This window comes from Paenirhizobium naphthalenivorans, from assembly GCF_007992095.1.
Taxonomy (GTDB): Bacteria; Pseudomonadota; Alphaproteobacteria; order Rhizobiales; family Rhizobiaceae; genus Allorhizobium; species Allorhizobium naphthalenivorans.
Genome location: NZ_BJZP01000010.1, coordinates 134,096 through 151,263 on the forward strand (window position 1 = coordinate 134,096; position 17,168 = coordinate 151,263).

General features: G+C 62.2%; 16 protein-coding genes. 5 read left to right on the plus strand and 11 right to left on the minus strand.

Translation table 11 applies throughout. The features are described 5' to 3' along the window. Window positions 1-55: 55 nt before the first annotated feature. From RNA01_RS12230 to RNA01_RS12280, 11 genes are all read right to left on the minus strand, one after another. Window positions 56-1,075, minus strand: coding sequence for a GlxA family transcriptional regulator (locus RNA01_RS12230; RefSeq protein ID WP_147180496.1), 1,020 nt, complete (start codon window positions 1,073-1,075; stop codon window positions 56-58). A gap of 151 nt (window positions 1,076-1,226) precedes the next feature. Further along, window positions 1,227-2,078 (minus strand): dipeptide ABC transporter ATP-binding protein, encoded by an 852-nt coding sequence (locus tag RNA01_RS12235; protein WP_147180497.1) that lies wholly within the window; start codon window positions 2,076-2,078, stop codon window positions 1,227-1,229. Beyond that, the gene (locus RNA01_RS12240; protein WP_147180498.1) at window positions 2,075-2,923 is read right to left on the minus strand and encodes an ABC transporter ATP-binding protein; all 849 of its coding nucleotides are present in this window, start codon (window positions 2,921-2,923) and stop codon (window positions 2,075-2,077) included. The genes RNA01_RS12235 and RNA01_RS12240 overlap by 4 nt, the downstream gene beginning before the upstream one ends. Window position 2,924: 1 nt before the next feature. Beyond that, on the minus strand, window positions 2,925-3,830 hold the full coding sequence (locus RNA01_RS12245) for an ABC transporter permease subunit (RefSeq protein WP_147180499.1): 906 nt from the start codon (window positions 3,828-3,830) through the stop codon (window positions 2,925-2,927). Between the two features lie 14 nt (window positions 3,831-3,844). Then, window positions 3,845-4,849 (minus strand): ABC transporter permease subunit, encoded by a 1,005-nt coding sequence (locus tag RNA01_RS12250; RefSeq protein WP_147180500.1) that lies wholly within the window; start codon window positions 4,847-4,849, stop codon window positions 3,845-3,847. 182 nt (window positions 4,850-5,031) lie between these two features. Beyond that, complete coding sequence (locus RNA01_RS12255; protein WP_147180501.1) at window positions 5,032-6,630, minus strand: ABC transporter substrate-binding protein; 1,599 nt, start codon at window positions 6,628-6,630, stop codon at window positions 5,032-5,034. Between the two features lie 422 nt (window positions 6,631-7,052). Continuing rightward, window positions 7,053-7,937: a DMT family transporter gene (locus tag RNA01_RS12260; RefSeq protein ID WP_147180502.1), complete on the minus strand. Its 885-nt coding sequence runs from the start codon at window positions 7,935-7,937 to the stop codon at window positions 7,053-7,055. A gap of 160 nt (window positions 7,938-8,097) precedes the next feature. Further along, on the minus strand, window positions 8,098-8,865 hold the full coding sequence (locus tag RNA01_RS12265) for a 3-hydroxyacyl-CoA dehydrogenase (protein ID WP_147180503.1): 768 nt from the start codon (window positions 8,863-8,865) through the stop codon (window positions 8,098-8,100). A gap of 73 nt (window positions 8,866-8,938) precedes the next feature. Continuing rightward, complete coding sequence (gene bktB / locus RNA01_RS12270) at window positions 8,939-10,129, minus strand: beta-ketothiolase BktB (protein WP_147180504.1); 1,191 nt, start codon at window positions 10,127-10,129, stop codon at window positions 8,939-8,941. A 256-nt stretch (window positions 10,130-10,385) separates the two neighbouring features. Continuing rightward, window positions 10,386-10,907 carry a molybdopterin adenylyltransferase gene (gene mog, locus RNA01_RS12275; protein WP_147180505.1) on the minus strand — a complete coding sequence of 174 codons (522 nt, stop codon included), beginning with the start codon at window positions 10,905-10,907 and terminating at the stop codon, window positions 10,386-10,388. Window positions 10,908-11,064: 157 nt separating this feature from the next. Continuing rightward, window positions 11,065-12,822 carry a methyl-accepting chemotaxis sensory transducer gene (locus tag RNA01_RS12280; protein WP_147180506.1) on the minus strand — a complete coding sequence of 586 codons (1,758 nt, stop codon included), beginning with the start codon at window positions 12,820-12,822 and terminating at the stop codon, window positions 11,065-11,067. Between the two features lie 347 nt (window positions 12,823-13,169). On the opposite strand from RNA01_RS12280, the gene RNA01_RS12285 reads away from it, so the two are divergent. From RNA01_RS12285 to RNA01_RS12305, 5 genes are all read left to right on the plus strand, one after another. Next, entirely contained in the window at window positions 13,170-13,499 is a 330-nt protein-coding gene (locus tag RNA01_RS12285; protein ID WP_147180507.1) for an STAS domain-containing protein, read from the plus strand. Then, on the plus strand, window positions 13,496-13,864 hold the full coding sequence (locus tag RNA01_RS12290) for a response regulator (protein WP_147180508.1): 369 nt from the start codon (window positions 13,496-13,498) through the stop codon (window positions 13,862-13,864). Before RNA01_RS12285 ends, RNA01_RS12290 begins: the two co-directional genes overlap by 4 nt. Beyond that, complete coding sequence (locus tag RNA01_RS12295; protein WP_147180509.1) at window positions 13,861-15,897, plus strand: chemotaxis protein CheA; 2,037 nt, start codon at window positions 13,861-13,863, stop codon at window positions 15,895-15,897. Before RNA01_RS12290 ends, RNA01_RS12295 begins: the two co-directional genes overlap by 4 nt. Further along, window positions 15,894-16,397: a chemotaxis protein CheW gene (locus RNA01_RS12300; protein ID WP_147180510.1), complete on the plus strand. Its 504-nt coding sequence runs from the start codon at window positions 15,894-15,896 to the stop codon at window positions 16,395-16,397. Before RNA01_RS12295 ends, RNA01_RS12300 begins: the two co-directional genes overlap by 4 nt. A 31-nt stretch (window positions 16,398-16,428) precedes the next feature. Next, on the plus strand, window positions 16,429-17,168 hold a 740-nt coding region (locus RNA01_RS12305; RefSeq protein ID WP_147180511.1), incomplete at its 3' end, for a HAMP domain-containing protein.

The window sequence follows — 17,168 nt, forward strand, 5'->3', positions numbered from 1 at the left end:
GTCTGGCAATCGCGGGAAGAACGAGGTCGCTGGTTTTCGCCAGCTGCCCGCCTTTTCAGGCATCGGTTTCCGCCGCATGTCGGCGGCGCGCGGCAACCGGCGTGATCGCGAACTCCTTGCGGAACTTGCGGATAAAATGGGAAACATTTTCGAAACCTGTCTCCAGCGCGATGTCGATCAGCGGCTTGTCGGTGAACACCACGAGCCGCCGTGCATGTTCCAGCCTCAGGCGGATATACATGGCAACCGGCGTGGCCCCGAATTCGGTGCGAAACAACCGCTCCAGCTGACGGCGCGACAGGCCGACAGCGTCGGAAACGTCGTCGATGGAGACCACATCCTCGATATGCTGCTCCATCATGATCAGCGCCAAGTTGGTGCGCTTGTCGCGCACCGGCGTCGACCCGAGCGGATTGCGCGTCTGCATCTCGCTTGCATCACGACGGCGGGTGATCTGCATGATCTCCAGCGCATTGCGTTCGGCCGCCTCGCCGACATGGCGACGGATGAGATAGGTGGCGAGATCGGCGACGCTCGACCCGCCGGCGCAGGTGATCCGGCCATTGTCCTCGACGAACAGGTGTTTCGAGCTTGCGTCGATCAAGGGGAAGCGCGAGCGGAACTCGACATAATGCAACCAGCTGACGCAAGCCGTGCGACCGTCGAGGAGCCCCGTTTCCGCCAGGATGAAGCTGCCGGTGCAAACCCCGATGATCGGTACGCCGGCGGCAGCGGCCTCGTTCAGAAAGGCGATCGCCTCGCGATCGATCGGCTCGGCAACATTGAGCCGGCCGCCCACCACGGCGATGTAATCGAACTGCTTCGGATTGCCCAGCGGCGCGGTCGGCGCTACCTGAATACCGCAGCTCGAAGTGATGAAATTACGCGTGCTGCCGAGCACCGCCCAATCACAATTGACCCGGCCCGACCGATCCTCGACGTCACTGCCGAGGCGTAGCGCATCGGCAAACAGCGAGAACGCGCTGAGCGTGAAACTGCGCGCCAGAATGAAACCGATGCGCAGCGCCGGTTTCCCCTTCGGTGGCTTCGTCTTGCTGGCGATTGCCTGGGTCATGACCTTGTTGCGGCCTCGGTTTCACTGTCTGACGCAAATAGCAAAGACCGGGCCATATATCCACTGTTCTCAACATGCCCCCAAACGCCGACCGCCCGGCAGCATGGAGCCAACCGGGCGGCCGAAAGGGTATCAGTCCGCGTGTCCGCGATCAACTCGCCCGAACGGCCGGACGGACGCGCTTGGCCATGCGGGCGCGGATCGACTCCACGTCGGCGCGCGGCGTCGCCGCGAACAGCGTCTTGGTGTAGGCGTGCTGAGGATCGGAGAATACCGCATCGCGCGTGCCGTATTCGACCGCTTCTCCGTAATACATCACCATGACCTCGTCGGCGATGTAGCGCACCACCGAAAGGTCGTGGCTAATGAACACATAGGTCAGCCCGAACTCTTCCTGCAGGTCGGAGAGCAGGTTGAGAACCTGGGCCTGAACCGAGAGATCGAGCGCCGACACCGGCTCGTCGAGCACCAGCAGCTTGGGGTTCAGCATCAGAGCGCGGGCGATGGCGATGCGCTGGCGCTGGCCACCGGAAAACATATGCGGGTAGCGGTTATAGTGTTCCGGCCCGAGGCCGACCTTGACCAGCATCTCGTTGGCGCGCTCACGGCGCTCGGCCGCGCTCATCCTGGTGTTGATCAGCAGCGGCTCACCGAGCACGTCGCCGATCTTCTGGCGCGGGTTGAGCGAACCATAGGGGTTCTGGAAGACGATCTGCACCTTCTGGCGCATCTCGGCGCTCAGGTGGCCCGGACGGGTATCGACAATCTTGCCGTCGATCAGCAACTCGCCCGAGGTCGGCTCGTCGATGAAGGTCAGGATGCGGGCAAGGGTCGACTTGCCGCAGCCGCTCTCGCCGACAATCGCCAGCGTCTTGCCGGTATCGAGCTTGAACGACACACCTTTGACCGCATGCACAACCTTCTCCGGTTTCAGGAAGCCGGTCGGCACATGGTAGTCGCGCGTGATGTCGCGGATTTCAAGCATGGGAACAGTATCGGTCATGCGTTCTCTCCTGCTGCCGCGCCCGCCATGAAGTCGGAGACGGTGGTGAGGCGATCGCCTGTGGCGTTCTCCGGCAGGGCCGAAAGCAGCGCCTTGGTGTAAGCGTTCTTCGGCGCCTCGAACAGCGAGAGCACGTCGGCCTCTTCCATCTTGCGGCCCTTGTACTGCACGATGACGCGGTCCGCGGTCTCCGCGACGACGCCCATGTCATGGGTGATCATGATGAGACCCATACCGGTCTCGGTCTGCAGCGTCATCAGCAGGTCGAGGATCTGCTTCTGGATCGTCACGTCGAGCGCGGTGGTCGGCTCGTCGGCGATCAGGAGCTTCGGATTGCAGGCAATCGCCATGGCGATCATCACGCGTTGGCACTGGCCGCCCGACATCTGGTGCGGGAAATGGCCGAGCCGCTCGGCCGGATCGGGCAGGCCGACCAGCTTGAACAGTTCGATCGCCCGCTCGCGCCGCGCCTGTCTGCCAAGACCCATGTGGATGCGCAGGACTTCCTCGATCTGGAAGCCGACGGTGAAGCACGGATTGAGGCTGGCGACCGGCTCCTGGAAGATCATGGCAATGTCCTTGCCGATCAGCTTGCGCCGCTCGGCGGCCGGAATGCCTTGGATGTCACGCCCCTGGAACAGCATCTTGTCGGCGGTGATCTTCGCCGTCCACGGCAGAAGACCCATGACGGCAAGCATGGATACCGACTTGCCGGAACCGGATTCGCCGACGATCGCCAGGACTTCGCCGGGTTCAACCGAGAGCGAGACCCCGTCGACGGCCTTGAACCAGCCGGTGGCCGTCTCGAACTGGACGGTCAGGTTTTCGATTTCGAGAAGCGCCATGTCAGGACCTCTTGAGCTTGGGATCGAGGGCGTCGCGCAAGCCATCGCCCATCAGGTTGATGGCGAGAACCGTGATCAGAATGGCGAGCCCCGGGAAGGTGACGACCCACCAGGCCCGCAGGATGAACTCACGCGCCTCAGCAAGCATCGTACCCCATTCCGGAGCCGGCGGCTGGGCGCCCATGCCGAGAAAGCCGAGCGCGGCCGCATCCAGAATGGCATTGGAGAAGGCCAGCGTCGCCTGGACGATCAGCGGCGCCATGCAGTTCGGCAGGATGGTGCGGAACATCAGGCGGAACGGGCCGGCGCCGGCAAGCCGGGCGGCGGTCACATAGTCACGGCTCTTCTCCGTCATGACGGCGGCACGGGTCAGTCGCACGAAATGCGGCTGCAACGTAAGCGCGATGGCGATCATCCCGTTGGTCAGGCTCGGGCCGAGGATGGCGACGAGCACCAGCGCCAGAAGCAGCGAGGGGAAAGCCAGGATGATGTCCATCAGCCGCATGATCACGGTGTCGATCCAGCCACGATAATAGCCGGCGATCAGACCGACCAGAATGCCGCCGGTCAAAGACAGCGTGGTGACGAAGACACCAATGAACAGCGAGTACTGCGCGCCGTAGATCAGGCGCGAAAGGATATCGCGTCCGACCGGATCGGTGCCGAGCAGATAGCTGGAATTGCCGCCTTCGAGCCAGGACGGCGGAAGCAGGGTCGCTTCGCGATACTGCTCGAACGGCGAATGCGGCGCAATCAGCGGCGCGAAGACGGCGATCAGCACGAGCGCGACGAAGACGACGAGCCCGATCACCGCACCGCGGTTTTCGGAGAAGTAGAACCAGAATTCGGCCAGCATCTGGCGACGCAGCGCCGCGGCGGAGACTGGTGTTTTGGCGGTATCGGCCATGGGATTTTCTCCTTCTAGTGGCGGATGCGCGGGTTGATCAGGCCGTAGAGCAGATCAACAATGAGATTGACGACCATGATGATGCCGGCGATCAGCAGGAGACCGCCCTGGATCACCGGATAGTCGCGGCGGAAAACACTGTCGACCATCCACTTGCCGATACCCGGCCAGGAGAAGATCGTTTCCGTCAGGATCGCACCGGCGAGCATGACGCCGATCTGTAGGCCGATCGTGGTGATGACGGGGATCATGGCGTTTCTGAGCGCATGCAGCCCGACGACGCGCAGCGGCGAAAGACCCTTGGCGCGCGCGGTGCGGATATAGTCTTCCGACAGGACTTCCAGCATGGCCGAACGCGTCTGGCGGGCGATGACTGCGAGCGGGATTGTCGCCAGCACGATCGATGGCAGCGCCAGATGGCTGAGCGCCGAGACGAAGGCACCCTTTTGCCCGGACAGCAGCGAGTCGATCAGCATGAATCCGGTGACCGGCGGAAAGAAGAACATCAGCGAGATACGGCCCGAAACCGGCGTCCATTGCAGGATGCCGGAGAACAGGATCATCAGCAGCAGCCCCCACCAGAAGATCGGCATGGAATAGCCGACGAGGGCGACGCCCATGACCGACTGGTCGAAGAAGGAGCCGCGCTTGATCGCCGCGATGACGCCGGCGGGAATACCGAGCGCGACGGCGATGATGATGGCACAGAGCGACAGTTCGACCGTCGCCGGAAACAGCGCCAGGAACTGATCGAGAATGGGCGACTTGGAGACGATCGACGTGCCGAAATCCCCGGTCAGGACACCGCCGAGATAGTCGAAATACTGCACGACGATGGGTCGGTCGAGACCGAGATGGGCACTGATCTCGGCGTGCCGCTCGGGCGACATCACGCGCTCACCGGACAGCAACGCGACTGGATCGCCCGGCAAAAGCCGGATGAAGGCGAAGGCGATGACGGAGACCCCGATAAACGTCGGGATCAGAACGGCAATCCGCCGCAAGAGAAAGCCAAACATGATGGACCTGCTGTTGTTATTCTTGGAGGTCTGGAGCCGCTGGTCACGCAGCGGACGTATTTTGCCGGATATGACAGCGTCTTTCCGGAGGATCGCGGCGATGCCGCGCATTGACGTTTGTCCTGACGCAATGCCGCGGGACAGGCAAGCTGTCCCGCGGCAAAATTGTCAAAGACAGGCCGTTACTCGGCGATATCCACGTTTTCGAAGGTGAAGTCGCCAAGCGGGCTCTGAACGAAGCCCGAGACTTCCTTGCGCATCGGAACGACGGACAGGGAGTGGTCAAGGGTCGCCCAAGGCGCTTCGCGCTTGAACACGACCTGGGCATCTTCGTAGAGCTTGGTGCGCTCGGCCTGGTCGGATGTGACCTTGGCCTTCTTCACCAGGGTGTTGAACTCCTCGTTGCACCACTGGGCGCGGTTGTTGCCACCAATGGCTTCGCAGCCGAGCAACGTGTCGAGGAAGTTGTCCGGGTCGCCGTTGTCGCCGGTCCAGCCGAGCATGACGGCGCCGTCACGATCCTTGGCCTTCGAACGGTCGAGGTATTCGGCCCATTCGTAGGAAACGATCTCGACCTTGACGCCGATCTTGGCGAAATCGTCCTGGATGATTTCGGCAGCGCGGCGGGCGTTCAGCATGTAGGGACGCGAAACCGGCATGGCCCAGACCTTCATCGACAGGTCCTTGACGCCGGCGTCCTCGAGCATCTTCTTGGCGGCGTCGAGGTCGTAGGTGTCGTCTTCGACCTTGTCATTGTAGGACCACATGGTCGGCGGGATCGGGTTCTTGGCAGGAGCTGCCATGCCCTGGAACACGGCGTCGATGATCGCCTTCTTGTTGATGGCCTTGTTGAGGGCCTTGCGCACTTCCGGCTTGTCGAACGGGGCCTGGGTCGTGTTGTAGGCGAGGTAGGCGACGTTCAGGCCTTCCTGTTCCATAACCGTCAGGCTCGGATCAGCCTTCATCGCTTCAACGTCGGCTGCGTTCGGGAACGGCATCAGGTGGCACTCGCCGGCCTTGAGCTTCTGGTAGCGAACGGCGGCATCAGTGGTGATGGCGAAAACGAGGTCGTCGATCTTCGGTGCGCCACCCCAGTAATCGGCGTTTTTCTTGTAGCGGATGACGGCGTCCTGCTGGTAGCCGACGAAGGTGAACGGACCGGTGCCGACCGGCTTCTGGTTCAGCTGTTCCTTCGTTCCGGCCTTCTCGAGGCTGTCGGCATATTCCTTGGAAAGGATCGAGGCGAACGGCATCGCGAGATTGGCGAGGAACGGTGCTTCAGGCCGGTTGAGCACGAACTTGACGGTCAGGTCATCGACCTTCTCGATCGACTTGATCAGTTCCGGGAAGCCCATGCCGGCTGCATATTCCCAAGACGTGCCGGCGACATACTGTGCCCACGGATGATCGGCCTTGATCTGGCGCTCGAGCGAGAAGATCACGTCATCGGCATTGAGTTCGCGGGTCGGCGTGAAGAAGTCGGTGGTATGGAACTTAACGCCTGGGCGCAGCTTGAAGGTATATTCCATGCCATCGTCGGAAATGGTCCAGCTTTCAGCAAGACCGGCTTCCGGCTTGGTCGTGCCCGGAACGAATTCGAGCAGACGCGAATAGACCGGATGCGCCGAAGCATCGAATGTCGTACCGGCGGTGTACATGCCGGGGTCGAAACCTTCGGGCGAGCCTTCCGCGCAATAAACGAAAGTCTTGGCGCTTGCGGCGCTGGAAAGGAAAGTGGCCGCCAGCAGAGCTGCTGCGGCAAAACCGAACTTGTACTTCATGGCATTCTCCCCTTCGCGTTCTCTCGGCGAGGCCGATGACGCTGGTTTCGATCATAAAACGGCGCGCCCCAAAAATCGCGCCATGACTGTCATGCCCGTGACATAAGCCACGAAAGCTGGAGCCCCCGGGCTCGGGCAAACAGGCACTCGAAGCGCTTGCACACCCCGCCTGAAAGCCGTTCCCAGCGGCACACTCCCTTCGTCTTATCCGTTGTTGCACACTTGTAAAGAGAGATTCTGCCGCAGTTTCGCTGCATCTTGAACAAGCTTTTGTTATATTGTGGATATCCTCAGAGTTTCGCAGCGCAACAAGAAGATCGGAAAACCGAAAGAAAATCGAACCTCGGTGACATGACCAGACTGACGACATGGCCCAGCGGCCCACTGCCGGTTCATGCAAGCGTGCCCGACCTGCCGGGACACTAGCCGCCAGCTACCGCGGCGATCCGCTTGGCCCGGATTTCGCGCCAGACGGTGAAGACGCCGGCACCAACGACGATCAGCGAGCCGATCACGACATTGCTACCGAGTACCTCGCCGAACAGCAGGACACCGATGAAGCAGGACATCACCAGATGCAGATAGCTGAATGGCTGCACCAGCACTGCGTCGAGATGATCGAGCGCCTTGATCAGGCAATAATGACTGACCATCCCGGTGCAGCACAAGGCTGCCATCCACCCCCAATCGGCGCGCGCCATAGGCTCCCAGAAGAACGGACCAACGAAAGTCATCGCCACCGCGCCAACCACGCCGATGTAGAAGAAGCTCGTCATTGGAGGATCGTTGCGTGCGACGAGGCGAGTGGCGAGCGCATAGCCCGCCAGCATGAAGGCATTCAGGACGGCGAGCAGCAGGACCGGATCGAAGATTCCGGCATCGGGCTTGAGGATGACCAGCACACCAATGAAACCGGCGCCGATCGCCAGCCAGCGCCGCCATCCGACATGCTCACCGAGCACCGGCACGGAAAGGGCCGCCACCAGCAGCGGCGTCGCGGCGAAGATCGCCTGGGAATGGGCAAGCCCGACCAGCCAGAAACAGAAGATCGCGGTAGCGATCTGGGTTGCCAGCAGCACGCCGCGAAAGATCTGCAACCACAGCCGGCTCGATTTCACCGCCACCCTGAGCCCACCCGGCGCGCGCATGGCGAGCGCCACGGCGAACGCGCCGAAGGCCCAGTAGCGGATCATCGTGATCATCACCGGAGAGTAGGTCTGGCCGAGATGCTTGGAAATGGCGTCCTGGCTGGCAAAGATCACATAGGTCGCCAGGGCAAAAAGATAGCCCGCTCTGTCCGATTTCATGCGCACCTGCGGTCTGTCCCCGTTTTGCCGGAGGCGACCAGTAGCCGGGGATGCGGTGGAACCGCAACCCCTCAGTTTTGTCGGAGACAGATCAACAGTGTTCCGACCGCGCTCGCAGTTGCCCAAGCGCCGATCGGATGGCCGAGCCCGCAGGCCCACCTCAGCGCGGCTGCATGCGCAAGGCGCCGTCGAGCCGGATCACCTCCCCGTTCAACATACTGTTCTCGCAGATGTGCCGCACCAGCGCGGCATATTCCTCCGGCCGCCCGAGACGCGGGGGAAACGGCACGCTCTTACCAAGCGAGTCCTGAACCTCCTGCGGCAGGCCGGCCAGCATCGGCGTCTCGAAAATACCGGGTGCGATCGCCATGACCCGGATGCCGAAACGCGCAAGTTCACGGGCGATCGGCAGCGTCATCGCCGCGACACCACCTTTTGAGGCCGCATAAGCCGCCTGTCCGATCTGCCCCTCGAAAGCGGCGACCGAGGCCGTGCTGACGATCACTCCGCGCTCGCCTTCGACGTCGGGGGGTTCCCTCTCGATCGCCTCGGCGGCAAGACGGATCATGTTGAACGTGCCGACCAGATTGATGGACACCGCCCGCGCGAAACTGTCGAGCCGATGCGGCCCTTCGCGACCGAGCACTTTTTCGCCGGGCACGATGCCAGCGCAATTGACCAGTCCGTGCAGGTGGCCGAACGACGAAAGAGCAAGGCTGACGGCGGCAATGCCGTCATGCTCACTGGTGACATCGGTCCGCTGGAAAAGCGCAGGCGCTCCGAGCGCGCTGGCCACCGCCGAACCGGCTTTATCGTTGACATCGGCGATCACAACCCGCGCGCCGGCCGAAACCAGCATCCGCGCCGTCGCGGCCCCGAGCCCGGAGCCGCCTCCCGTCACGATAAAGACCTTGCCATCAATGCGCATGAACCACTCCTCCCCTGGGTCGATGCTGGAAGCGACAGCCAGACCTTTGGCGGCTGCCGCGCCGGAACCCGGCTCAGCCGTGCGCCGGATTCTCGATGATCACGGCGATCCCCTGACCGCCGCCGATGCACATGGTGGCCAGACCATAACGGCCGCCGGTCCGCTTCAGTTCATACATCGTCTTGATCAGGATGACGGCACCCGAAGCGCCGACCGGATGGCCGAGCGCGATCGCGCCGCCATTCGGGTTGACCTTGTCCGCCGGAAAGCCGAGTTGCTGCGAGACGGCGCAGGCCTGCGCCGCGAAAGCCTCGTTGGATTCGATCACATCGAGATCGGAAACCGTGAGGCCGGCCCGCGAGAGAGCCTGCTGGGTTGCCGGAACAGGGCCAAGCCCCATGACCTCCGGCGCAACGCCGCCAAGGCCATAGGCGACGATGCGGGCAAGCGGCTCGACGCCGCGCGCCTTGGCCACGCCCTCTTCCATCAGCACGACCGCGGCGCCTGCGTCATTGAGGCCGCTGGCATTACCGGCCGTCACGCTGCCGTCTTTGCGGAAGGCCGGACGAAGCTTGGCCATATCCTCGAGCTTGACGTCGGGACGGACATGCTCGTCGGTGTCGAAGACGAATTCCTTGCGGCCCTGCTTGACGGTAAGCGGCAGGATCTGCTCGACGAAGCGGCCCTCGGCAATCGCCTCAGCCGCACGCTTGTGGGATTCGAGGGCGAAGGCATCCTGCGCCGCGCGATCGATGCCGCCGCGCTCGGCGATGTTCTCGGCGGTGATACCCATATGGCCATTGCCGAACGGATCGGTCAGCGCCCCGATCATCATATCGACAGCAACAGTGTCGCCCATCTTCTGGCCATGGCGCGCCTGGGTCAGCAGATGGCCGGCACGGCTCATGCTTTCGGCGCCGCCGGCAAGCGTGATGTCGGCATTGCCGAGCATGATCTGCTCGGCGGCGGTGACGATGGCCTGCAAACCTGAGCCGCACAGACGGTTGAGCGTCAGCGCCGGAACTGTGTCCGGCACGCCGGCCCGGATCGCCGCGACACGGGAAATATACATGTCTTCAGGCGCGGTATGGATGACATTGCCGAACACCGTTTGACCGATGTCGTCCGCCGATATGCCGGCCCGGGCGATAGCCTCGCGGGCGACGCTGGCGGCGAGATCACAAGGCGAGATCCCGGCAAGGGAACCGCCGAAGTCGCCGATGGCGGTACGGACGCCCGAGGCGATGACAACTTTTCTGCTCATGCTACGTTCCTTTTCCCCGCGCCCGACGCCCGGACGCTCAAACCCTTGTGAGGCGACCCGAAACCGGAAGGCCCCCACCTGGCCTGAGGGCCTACATCCTTCCCGCATCGAACGGCAAGCCCCCAAACCCTGTCATGCGGCTCGACGCTATCCGTCGCGCCTGCAAATGGCGGGAAAAAATGGCCGCCCGATGGATGCTTCCATATCAAACATGAAATCGGCGCTTTTCGCACCCGCCCCTTGCCCGCGCGACCCCTCACTGCGCCGGCCGGAAAGCCTTGATCCTGGCCGGATCCGTCTCGATCCGCCCGGCGCCGATCAGGTCGAGGCAATAGGGAACGGCGGCGAAAATCACATCGAGGCTGAAGCGGATTGAACTTGGCTTGCCCGGCAGATTGATGATCAGCGTCTTGCCACGGGTGCCCGCCGTCTGGCGAGACAGGATCGCGGTCGGGGTCTGTTCGAGGCTGGCGCGACGCAACTGTTCGCCAAAGCCCGGAAGCTCCTTGATCAGCACCTCGCGCATTGCCTCCGGCGTCTCGTCACGCGGCGAAGGGCCGGTCCCGCCAGTGGTGAGGATCAGATCGACGGCGCTCTCGTCGCACAATGCGATCAGCGTATCGCGAACCGAAGCGACACCGTCCGGAATGACCCGCTTGACGGTCTCGTAAGGCGAGGTGACCACCTCTTTCAGCCATGCCTCGATCGCCGGACCGCTCAGATCCTCGTATTCCCCGCTGCTGGCCCGATCCGACACCGTGACGATGGCAATCTGCATATTCTCCCCTCCAGAAACCGGCATGGCGCGCGATACCACCAACGATCGCGCGCAATTTCAAGTGTCCCTGGATTTACACGCAAGCGGCGTGCGCACAAGCCTGCTCAGCCAGATCTCGCGATCCTACCCGCCTGGCTTCGCACGCGTTGGTCTGCTCTCAGAACAGCGCGTCGTCGAAAAGCTCTTCGTCGGATGTCGGCACAACCGACAGACCGGCACCGACCTGACTCACCGCCGGAGCCGGCGCCGCACCGAAGATCGCGGCATGCAATTCGCGCTCGGCGGCCATCGTGTAAAGCCGTCCGATGCTTGCGCCGATCTCGCTCATCGGCCCTTCGATATCGGAAGTATCCGGGATGGCCGATGGCGCGTCTCGCCCGATCTGCTCCGCGCAAGACTCGAGAATGTCACCAAGTTCAGCCTGGAAATCGAGCTTGCGGATAGTCGTCTCCATCTGCTGGACAGCCTGTTGCCCCTGTCGGTCGACAGCCGTCAGGCTTTCCTCCATCCGGTCGGCGGCCTGACGAATATCGTCGAGGGCGGCGGCGAGGCCTTGGTAGAGGTCGACGTCCCCATCGTCCGACGCCTCCGCCCCGCCGGCCAGGGCGCCGGCGAATTCCTCGAGCCGGTGCAGTCGCACCATGATGCTCTCGGCGCTTTCGTCCATCTGGCCCGCGAAGGCCCGCAGCTCGGAGGTCACCACATTGATGGCCCGGCCCTCTTCCCCGATGCGGCTGCATCGAAGGTTGGTATTGAGCGCCATATACTGGATGTCGGTTCGCACGACCCGGACGATTTCGATCCCGTCGAGCAATTCACGAACGATAAGACCCGTGCTGCGGCTCAGTTCATCGGACTCGCTGGCGGCTGAGGTCACCGTCCTGACAACGTCCTGGGCGCTCGCGATATTGGTCTCCAGCTGACGGATCACGCTGTTGCCCGTGCCCTCGTCGTCATTCATTCCCTTGCGCAGGGAGAGGATCGCCGAGATGTCCGCATTGAAGCTGCCGACGGTGGAGACGATCTTGGCCGTATCGCGCTTGAAATCCACGCGCGTCTGGTCAAGCTGGCGATAAACCAGGCTGAGGACACAGGCCCGCAGCCTTGCGCGCTGATCACTGCCGAGCGCCCGGCCGGCACCGCTTTCGAGATAGTCGTCGATGACCGCAAGGCTGGACTGGCAGTGCTCGATGCGCTGGCGGGTGATGTCGCCGATCTGCATCGCCGAAAGCACGGTCGCGAGTTTGGTCTGCACCGCGCCGGCGAGCTTGCGCACCGACTGCGCCGCCACGGCAAGCTGGCGATGATGCTCCGTCAGTTGAGCCGCGCCGCGCTCCAGTTCTCCGGCGATCTTCGGCACGAGATCGCGGTAACTCGCCAGGATCTGCTGGCCGCGCACCGCGGCGGGCTTCAGCTGCTGGGAAAGGCCGGCCAGTTTGGCCGCGAAGCTTTCGACCTGATCGCTGCCGTAGCGAATGCGCTCGATGATTTCCTCGGCAAAACCGGCAAATTCGCTGACGCCGGCGCCGGTGATCTTCGCCGTGAGCGCGAAGGTACGCAGATAGCGCAGCGTCTCGCGCATTCGGCTCACTTCCTCGCCCAACTCCCGCTCGATCTCGCCAATCTGGGTCAGGCCTTGCTGCCTGTCTTCCTCCAGACGCGGCAGTCCCGCCAGCCGTGTCATGATGTCAGCGAGATCGGCCCTGGTACGCTCCGCCGTCTCACCGCTCAAGGAAGCCATCATGGCGTCGAGCGTTTCGATCATCTTGGAAACGGAATCAAGCACACCGAGCAAGACGGTGCCGCCCTCGAGAAAGCGTGTTTCAATGCGGGAACGGGCATTCTCCAACCCGTCAGAAAGGTCCGCTGTAAGTTCGACGCCTATAGCCAAGGCTGCGCTGTGGATCCCCGACACCTTTTTCTCCGTTCCGAGAGTTTCTTATTGTTCTAAATTACAAGTCACGCACGTTTTACTATAAAAATACAAGAAAGCGGAAAACAAGCCTCCCCAATTTTGGGGTGACGCCGGTTTGCCTCGACAAGCGTCGCCTTTGCACTGCACCATTGTCCGGCACGAGTTAACATCGTGATAAAAATGAAGAAAACGCGATATTCTTAGTTAACGCACCACCACCAAGGCTCTCAATATTCTCACCTGCCATTTCTTGGGAGCACAAACTCGCGAGCGGCCTTCATTGCTCGTTAACGTACTCCCGCCAAGATTTTTGGCAGCGATAGAAACATCACGGATGATTCGAAGTAATGATAGACAACAAAGAGCAGACAACTGTCTTCAAGTTGGATCAGATCGCGAATATTCGGAACATTTCTAATATTCACTCTGAAATCTCATCCGCACTTTCCTCCAGCCCTGCGCTCACGCTGGACCTCGCCGACGTCCCTGACGTCGACCTCAGCTTCGTACAGCTCTTGGAGTCGGCCCGTCTTCAGGCAAGCCTCGAAGGAAAGCAGCTGACGCTGTCGCAGCCGGCAAGCGGCACTTTGCTGGATGTACTGCGCCGCGCAGGCGTCATCGAAACCGCGTCGCCTGAGGACGCACAGTTCTGGCTTCACAAGGGATCCGTCCAATGAGCGCACACATTCTGACCGTCGACGATTCGGCCAGCATTCGAATGACGACCAAGATCGCGCTTTCCAATGCAGGCTACACCGTCACGGAGGCCGTCGACGGCGCTGACGGCATCGCCAAGCTCTCGACCGGCACCTTCGATCTGATCGTCACCGACCTGAACATGCCGAACATGGACGGCCTGACCATGATCCGTGAACTCAGAAAAATGCCGGCGCACACCGGCGTTCCGGTCATCTTCCTCACCACCGAATCCGACGGCGAGATCAAGAGCCAGGCCAAGGCCGCCGGCGCGACCGGTTGGCTGACAAAGCCCTTCGATCCGGAAAACCTCGTCAAGATCACCAGGAAAGTGCTCGGCAAATGAGTGAAACCGATCCGATTGCCGTCTTTCTCACGGAAGCCGCCGAACTTCTCGAGCAGATCGAGATCGGCCTGCTCGACCTGACACACAGGCTCGACGACAAGGATCAGATCGACGCGGTTTTCCGCGGCCTTCATACGCTCAAAGGCTCGGGCGCCATGTTCGGCTTCGATGCGCTGGCGGCCTTCACCCACCATTGCGAAACCGCTTTCGACCGCGTCCGCAAGGGCGACGTTCCGGCGAGCCAGGAGCTGGTGGCAGCCGTGCTCGCAGCCCAGGATCATATGCGCGCCCTCATCGAGACCCCACATGGGGATCATGACGAGAAGAGCAGCGCCTTGCTCGGCTCACTGCATGCGGCAGTCAATGGCAACAGTGACACGGCCGACGTCCCTGCCCACGCATCAGGAAACAAGGCGGAGGTCGCCCAGGACGACGGCGATCGCGCAGGCTGGATGCTAAGCTTCCGGCTCCCGGCCAATGCTATGGCCAACGGCACCAATCCACTCGGCCTGCTCGACGAGCTGCGCGAACTTGGTGAATGCCGCGTCACCATCGACAAGAGCAGGGTGCCGCCGCTCGACAGCCTCGACGCTGCCGATATTCATCTGGGATGGACGGTGGAGCTTTTGACCGACGCTGACCGGTCGGCCATAGAGGATGTATTCATCTTCGTCATGGACGAGATGGAGCTCTCGATCGAGCCTATCCTCAAAGAGAAAAAGCCAGCGCTCGAAGCCGTCAGTGAGCTCGGTCGCGGAGCGACACCAGCACCAGCTCCCGAAGCTGCGAAAAAGGCCGCGCCGCCTGCCCCGCCTCAGGCACCCCAGGCCGCTGCAACCGAGCAGAAGCACGCAAAGGCTGCGGAGAACGTCCGCGTTCCGGCCGAACGCCTCGATGAGCTGATGGACCGTGTCGGCGAGCTGGTCATTGCTCAGTCGCGGCTCTCGCAGCTCGCCGATGCGAGCATCGAGATCCAGCTGCGCTCCGTCTCCGAAGACATCGAACGGCTGTCCGGCGAACTGCGCGACACGATGATGGTTCTGCGCATGATGCCGGTCGCCAGCCTGTTCGGCCGCTTCCGCCGTCTGGTGCACGACCTTTCGCGCGAAACGGGCAAGATCATCGAACTGGAAACGGAAGGCGAAACCACCGAGGTCGACAAGACCGTCATCGACCGCCTGGCCGATCCACTTGTTCACCTTGTGCGCAATTCGATCGACCACGGGCTCGAAACGCCGGACGAACGTCGCGCCGCAGGCAAGCCGGAAGCCGGCCGCGTACTCTTGTCGGCGCGCCAGTCCGGCGGTGAGGTCATCATCACCGTCAAGGACGACGGTCGCGGCATCAACCGCGAAAGGGTCAGGGCCAAAGCCGAAGCGTCTGGTCTTGTCCAGCCGGGTGCCACACTGGCCGATCAGGAACTGCTACAGCTCATTTTCCAGCCGGGCTTTTCCACCGCACAGCAGATCACCAACCTGTCGGGCCGCGGCGTCGGCATGGATGTCGTGAAGAAGACGGTCGAGGCCCTGCGCGGTGCGATCGAAGTCTCCAGCACTGCCGGCAACGGCTCGGAGATAGCGCTTCGGATCCCGCTCACGCTCGCCATTATCGACGGCCTTCTGGTGCGCGTCGGTACCGGCGCCTATGTCATTCCGCTGTCTGCGGTCGAGGAATGCCTGGAGCTCTCGCCGGAGGATGATCTGCGCTCACGTGGCCGCAGTTTCATTTCGCTCCGCGACAGTCTCGTTCCCTTCATCCGCCTGCGTGAGCTGTTCGGGACCCATACCCAGCCCGACCCATTCCAGAAGATCGTCGTCATCTCGACCGGCGCCGAGCGCGTCGGCCTCGTGGTCGACCAGATCATCGGCGATCACCAGACGGTGATCAAATCACTCTCGAAGCTTCACCATGATGTCGCGACCTTCTCGGGCGCCACCATTCTCGGTGATGGCAATGTTGCGCTTATTCTGGACGTCGCGCACCTCGTGGCGGCCGGACAACAACAGGAGGCGCAATTGCGCGCGGTGGGATGATGCAGACGGCAGTTCAACAGACGACCGATCAATGGGGCGAAGATGACGAGCGCGAGGTTCTGACCTTCGATCTCGCCGGCGAGACCTTTGCTTTCGACGCCGCGATGGTCCAGGAAATCCTCGATCTTCTGCCGGAGACCGCTGTGCCGGGCGCGCGCCCGTTCGTCGGCAGCGTCATCAACTTCCGCGGCAAGGTCATCCCGCTCGCCGACATTCGCCTGGCCTTCGGCATGGCGGCGACCGATGCCACCATCGATAGCCGGATCATTGTCGCCGAACTGGAAATCGAGGGAGAGACGACTTTGGTCGGCGTACGCACCGACAAGGTTCACGAAGTGACGACGCTCAGCCGGGCGGCGCGGGAGAACCCGCCAAGCATCGGCATGCGGTGGCGCGCCGACTACATCGAATGCCTCGTCAAGCGAGGCGCAGACTTCATCATCATTCCGAACTTGAACGAAATATTCGCGGCCAAACGGGACGTTTCGGCGGCGGCTTGAGCCAGTGGCTCTTTAGTGGGGGAAGATACACGTGACGATTAAACTTAAACTGTCGATCGCCTTTGCCGCGATCATCTTGATGCTGGTGGGCATCACGCTCTATGGGATCACCAGTCTCAGCACGATCAACTCGGCGACCGAGGAACTCGTGAAAGGAAACGTCAAGCGCCTCGAACTGGCGCTGCGGGTCAGTGCGGCCCAGGCGGAAGCGGTCCGCGCGCAGAAAAACGCGCTGCTCGCCGAGACCCGCGATGACATCGCCAGATATTACGACAAGGCCGACAATCAGATCGATAGCCTGCTCGACTACTCCAAACAGTCGCTGGCGATCTCGTCGGAGACCGGACGGCCGAAGTGGCAACGCACCGTCGAGATTGCCCAACACTTCAAAGAACTCAACGACAAGATGGCAAAAATGCATCTTGCCGGTGACATGATGGGCGCAAAGGCCATCTCGACCGGCGAACTGCGTACCTTGCTTCCGGAAGTCCTCGAACTGGCCGACGGCAGTGTGGAACGCAACCAGACGGCTCTTGTGAATGCCGTCGCCGACAACGACGCGCTTTACGAAAGCACGCGTACACTGTTGATCGGCGTTGCCAGCGTTGCGGTTCTGCTCGCCGTTGGCGCAGCGATCTGGTTGTCGCTGTCGATCAGCCGTGGCCTCACCCGGGCCGTTAACGTCGTGCGGGACGTAGCCGAGGGCGACCTCACCAAAACCGCCCACATCAATAGCCGCGATGAGATCGGCGAGCTGCTTGGCTATGTCAA

Excerpts from the sequence above, each read along its gene's own strand:
- RNA01_RS12230 (WP_147180496.1), bottom strand. The coding sequence starts at position 1,075 with ATGACCCAGGCAATCGCCAGCAAGACGAAGCCACCGAAGGGGAAACCG.
- RNA01_RS12235 (WP_147180497.1), bottom strand. The coding sequence starts at position 2,078 with ATGACCGATACTGTTCCCATGCTTGAAATCCGCGACATCACGCGCGAC.
- RNA01_RS12240 (WP_147180498.1), bottom strand. The coding sequence starts at position 2,923 with ATGGCGCTTCTCGAAATCGAAAACCTGACCGTCCAGTTCGAGACGGCC.
- RNA01_RS12245 (WP_147180499.1), bottom strand. The coding sequence starts at position 3,830 with ATGGCCGATACCGCCAAAACACCAGTCTCCGCCGCGGCGCTGCGTCGC.
- RNA01_RS12250 (WP_147180500.1), bottom strand. The coding sequence starts at position 4,849 with ATGTTTGGCTTTCTCTTGCGGCGGATTGCCGTTCTGATCCCGACGTTT.
- RNA01_RS12255 (WP_147180501.1), bottom strand. The coding sequence starts at position 6,630 with ATGAAGTACAAGTTCGGTTTTGCCGCAGCAGCTCTGCTGGCGGCCACT.
- RNA01_RS12260 (WP_147180502.1), bottom strand. The coding sequence starts at position 7,937 with ATGAAATCGGACAGAGCGGGCTATCTTTTTGCCCTGGCGACCTATGTG.
- RNA01_RS12265 (WP_147180503.1), bottom strand. The coding sequence starts at position 8,865 with ATGCGCATTGATGGCAAGGTCTTTATCGTGACGGGAGGCGGCTCCGGG.
- bktB (WP_147180504.1), bottom strand. The coding sequence starts at position 10,129 with ATGAGCAGAAAAGTTGTCATCGCCTCGGGCGTCCGTACCGCCATCGGC.
- mog (WP_147180505.1), bottom strand. The coding sequence starts at position 10,907 with ATGCAGATTGCCATCGTCACGGTGTCGGATCGGGCCAGCAGCGGGGAA.
- RNA01_RS12285 (WP_147180507.1), top strand. The coding sequence starts at position 13,170 with ATGATAGACAACAAAGAGCAGACAACTGTCTTCAAGTTGGATCAGATC.
- RNA01_RS12290 (WP_147180508.1), top strand. The coding sequence starts at position 13,496 with ATGAGCGCACACATTCTGACCGTCGACGATTCGGCCAGCATTCGAATG.
- RNA01_RS12295 (WP_147180509.1), top strand. The coding sequence starts at position 13,861 with ATGAGTGAAACCGATCCGATTGCCGTCTTTCTCACGGAAGCCGCCGAA.
- RNA01_RS12300 (WP_147180510.1), top strand. The coding sequence starts at position 15,894 with ATGATGCAGACGGCAGTTCAACAGACGACCGATCAATGGGGCGAAGAT.